We start from the raw sequence: 4,075 nt of genomic DNA on the forward strand, positions 1-4,075 counted from the left end.
AAACAGAACGGGAGGGCTGGAGCCGCGAGGTCTCCGGCCCTCGGCTTTAGAGAGGTCGCAGCCTCGAACCGAACGAGCACGTGCTCAGCAAATGAGACATGTCAGAGGAGTTGATACAGAGCCAGTGTCGCAGTCGTCTTTGGCAAAATCCCGCCACTTGCTCGTATTCCGGCGCTCCATAAGGCTCCGTTGCGAGATGTCGGGGGCGGTTCTCGCCACGCATATAGCTCCTGACTGGTGGGTTGAGACTCTTCCTACAGGGGACCTGATGCTCGTGCTGAGCCCCCATTCCGGTGGAGAGACTGGCGCTTGAGCAGGAAGACGAGCCCGCCGGCAAGGGCGATCATCACACCAGCCGTCAGAACCGACCTTTGCGCAGCAATGATAGCGGCTCCCGTGGCACCGGCAGCCAGGGCGACCAAGATCGAGATGGGATTCACGCTTGACCAGTATTGAACCCAGTGGCGATGACCAAGGCTGGTCGAAGAAGCGTCGATCAGCATCACAACCAGCAAGGTCGCGGCAGCCCCAAGCAACATGCACTGCACCTCGGCCATTAACATCGGATTTCTGAGGAACTGAATGGCTCTCCGGCACACGCTGGTCTGTTTCTGTTTCTCGCCGACGCTCAGACGCCCGCGATAGGGGTAGCCGCCGGGAAATTATACAGCAATCGTGGTGGGAAAGCCGTAGACTGGACTGCTCTCTTCGGCCGTCAGGGCAGCATGGGCTGGGATGTGCCCTAGAGGTCTGCCAGTGCGAAAGTTCGGCTCCGGGATTGGACCTCGGCTCCAGCCTTCAGCCTCACGTTCTCAATCCGAAGTGTCTCAGTCTTCTCCACATGTCCTCGGTTGGCACGGACGAGTTCTTTTATCTCACCCTTCAGGTCAGCGATCTCGGTCGTCAGCTCCTTATTCTCCGCGGCAAGGTTGCGCTCATGCTTATCTCGAGCTTGTAGCTCGCGAACCTGCTGCTTCAGACCCGCGACCTTTGTCTCAAGCCTTCTAATACGTTGCTCAGCTTTCGTGAGCAGCCGCTTCATTTCTTTTACTTGTTGATTAGGGTCATCGGTTTCAGCGCAGTTTCGGCTCGTTCCTAAGTGCATCACAGTCTGTCTCAACCTCGTAATCTTGACCTTAAAAAGAACAAACATAGAACATACGGTAGGTCAAGTTACGCTTTCGCCTCCTCCTGTTTCTTTCGTGCCTGGTGAGAGCTACCCATGAGACCAGCACCTGGGGCTATGGTGGGGCGGACAGGCGCATTGGAGCGCCATCTCGTCAACAGCGTCGTCCAGCGATACAGTCGAGGAGGCTAGGAAGCCCTCCCAGCAGCCAGCATGAACCAGATGTTCCGACCGCCACAGGCTGATCGACGACCTGCCCCAGAAACTCTCGCGGGCTCAGTTGAACGGGTCACCTTCCACAATCCTGAAAACGGCTTTGCTGTCTTAAAAGTCCATACTCGGGGCAAGCGTGACCTTATCACGGTCGTGGGCCATACCCCGTCAGTGTCGGCCGGCGAGTGGATCACGGCCAGCGGAGCTTGGCTTAGCGATAGAAATCATGGCCTTCAATTTAAGGCTGAAGTCCTCAGGACCGCACCGCCCACCGGAGCCGAGGGAATTGAGAAGTACCTTGCCTCAGGCCAGATGCGCGGCATCGGCCCCGCCATGGCCAAGCGCATTGTGGCGGCCTTTGGGGTCAACACCTTTGAGATCATCGAAGCCGCGCCTGAACGCCTGACTGAGGTGCCTGGGATCGGTCCCATGCGGGCATCGCGCATCGTGGCGGGCTGGGCCGAGCAGAAGGCAGTACGCGAAATCATGATCTTCCTGCACGCGCACGGCGTTGGCACCGCGCGGGCGGTGCGCATTTTCAAGACTTACGGCTATGAAGCCGTTCAGGTCATGACTAAGGATCCGTACCGCTTGGTCAAGGACGTGCGCGGCATCGGGTTCCGGACGGCAGATGCCATCGCAGCTAAGCTCGGGATGGAAAGGACCGCCCCGCAGCGCATCCGGGCGGGCATCTCATTTGCGCTGCAGACGGCCACCGATGAGGGCCATTGCGCCCTGCCGGTCGAGGCGCTCACCCGTCTGGCCGAACAGTTGCTTGAGGTGGATGACGCTCTCATCCGCACAGCCATAGTCGAAGAGTTGTCCAAGGGCGAGATCGTCTCGGACATGATCGACAATGAGACCTGTCTGTTTCTCAAGGGGCTCTATCTGGCCGAGCAGGCGATCGCCTCCCGATTGATCGAGCGGGCCTCCGGCCCGCCTCCTTGGCCATGGATCGACCTCGACAAGGCCATTCCCTGGGTCGAGAGCCGCACAGGCAAGGCTCTAGCCTCCTCTCAACGTGAGGCTTTGAGTCTCGTGCTGCTCTCCAAAGTGGCGGTGGTTACCGGCGGTCCGGGTGTCGGCAAGACGACCCTGCTCGATACAATCCTGCGCCTGCTCGTTGCCAAGGGAGTTCGGGTCGCCCTGGCGGCCCCCACAGGACGGGCTGCCAAACGCATGACTGAGCAGACTGGGCTCGAGGCAAAAACCATCCACCGCCTGCTGGAGATCGACCCCAAGCATGGTGGCTTCTCCCGCACGGAGGAGAACCCGCTCGACTGCGACCTTCTCGTGGTGGACGAGACCTCCATGGTGGACGTACCGCTGATGAACGCCCTGACCAAGGCAATTCCCCCTCATGCGGGCCTCCTGTTGGTGGGTGACGTAGACCAGTTACCCTCAGTAGGGTCAGGGCAGGTGCTCGCCGACATCATCGCCTCGGAGCGAATCCCCGTCGCCCGCCTGACTGAGGTATTCCGGCAGGCGGCGGAAAGCCGGATCGTCGTGAACGCTCACCGGATCAACAAGGGCCAGATGCCCGAGGTGTCTAAGGTGAGAGAAGAGAGCGACTTCTATTTCATTGAAATCAACGACCCTGAGGAAGGCGTTCCGAAGATCATCCAGATGATCAAGGAGCGCATGCCACGCCGGTTCGGGCTCGATCCGATGAAAGACATTCAGGTGCTCTGCCCAATGAACCGAGGCGTGCTCGGTGCCCGCAACCTGAACATCCAGCTTCAGGAGGTGCTTAACCCCAATCCTCCAGCGAAGGTGGAGAGGTTCGGCTGGCGGTTTTCTCCTGGTGATCGGGTGATGGAGACCCAGAACGACTATGATCGGGAAGTATTCAATGGCGATTTGGGCACGGTCCTGGGAATCGATGATGAGGAGGGGGCGTTGATCGCCTCGTTTGATAGCCGGGAGGTGTCATATCCGTTCGGCGAACTCGACACCCTCGTGCCTGCGTACGCCACTACTATTCACAAGTCGCAGGGGTCGGAGTATCCCGCTGTGATCATCCCGGTCGTGACGCAGCACTTTACAATGTTGGCCCGCAACCTGCTCTACACGGGTGTGACCCGCGGTAAGCGTCTAGTCGTGCTGGTGGGGCAGAAGAAGGCGGTCGCGATGGCAGTCAGAGGTGGCCAGATGAAACGGCGCTGGACAAAGCTGCGAGAATGGTTGTCCTCGTGATCTCCGGCTATAGGTAGCCCGATATGCCCTGAGTTAAAATCGCTTTTCTTATCGTGGTACAATTCCATCTCTTGTTGGGCCAGTGACGACATTAGTGGAATCTGGATTGCTATTGCATTCCCAATCGCTGATCAACCTGCGTTCTTCGGGAACGCAGTGATCCTTCTCACCTTTGATCGTCAGTTGGGACCTCGTAGATTCTCTTAATCCTAAAATTCGTGAACGCAAATCGGACCAAATATTTTGACGTGTGTTCCCCCTCCCATCCCCTGGGAAAACGCCAAGAATGGGAGGGGGAGATTTGCGTAAGCGAACGTTAAGGACGCAACGCTGTGGAAATGACGGCGTGATATCTTGACGCCCGCTAAGCGCACTCCGCAGGTGGAACGAGCCAGGAATTCAGGATTTCTAGCAAGGAGCGATCAGTGGCACGAGCAGCAACCAAGACCTCGACCAAGAAAGCACCGGCCCGGAAGGCCGCCGCGACCAGGGCCAACGACAAGTCTGTGGCAAAGTCTGCGAAAACCTCAAAGCCCTCTC

The 4,075-nt window shown here is 58.4% G+C and carries 3 protein-coding genes; 1 reads left to right on the top strand and 2 read right to left on the bottom strand.

Going from position 1 to position 4,075, the window contains the following annotated elements:
- Positions 1-254: 254 nt before the first annotated feature.
- Both ACFOYU_RS15425 and ACFOYU_RS15430 read right to left on the bottom strand, forming a co-directional pair.
- Positions 255-557: a hypothetical protein gene (locus ACFOYU_RS15425; RefSeq protein ID WP_377034272.1), complete on the bottom strand. Its 303-nt coding sequence runs from the start codon at positions 555-557 to the stop codon at positions 255-257.
- Between the two features lie 185 nt (positions 558-742).
- Positions 743-1,042, bottom strand: coding sequence for a hypothetical protein (locus ACFOYU_RS15430; protein WP_377034273.1), 300 nt, complete (start codon positions 1,040-1,042; stop codon positions 743-745).
- Positions 1,043-1,339: 297 nt separating this feature from the next.
- Here ACFOYU_RS15430 and ACFOYU_RS15435 point away from each other — a divergent pair, with 297 nt between their 5' ends.
- Positions 1,340-3,535, top strand: a complete 2,196-nt coding sequence (locus tag ACFOYU_RS15435) for an ATP-dependent RecD-like DNA helicase (protein ID WP_377034274.1) — start codon at positions 1,340-1,342, stop codon at positions 3,533-3,535.
- Positions 3,536-4,075: the final 540 nt, after the last annotated feature.

The organism is Microvirga sp. GCM10011540, from assembly GCF_042650665.1.
In the GTDB taxonomy this organism is placed as follows: Bacteria; Pseudomonadota; Alphaproteobacteria; order Rhizobiales; family Beijerinckiaceae; genus Microvirga; species Microvirga lenta.

Coding starts and splice junctions, on each gene's coding strand:
- ACFOYU_RS15435 (WP_377034274.1), top strand. CDS start 1,340: ATGAACCAGATGTTCCGACCGCCACAGGCTGATCGACGACCTGCCCCA.
- ACFOYU_RS15430 (WP_377034273.1), bottom strand. CDS start 1,042: ATGAAGCGGCTGCTCACGAAAGCTGAGCAACGTATTAGAAGGCTTGAG.
- ACFOYU_RS15425 (WP_377034272.1), bottom strand. CDS start 557: ATGGCCGAGGTGCAGTGCATGTTGCTTGGGGCTGCCGCGACCTTGCTG.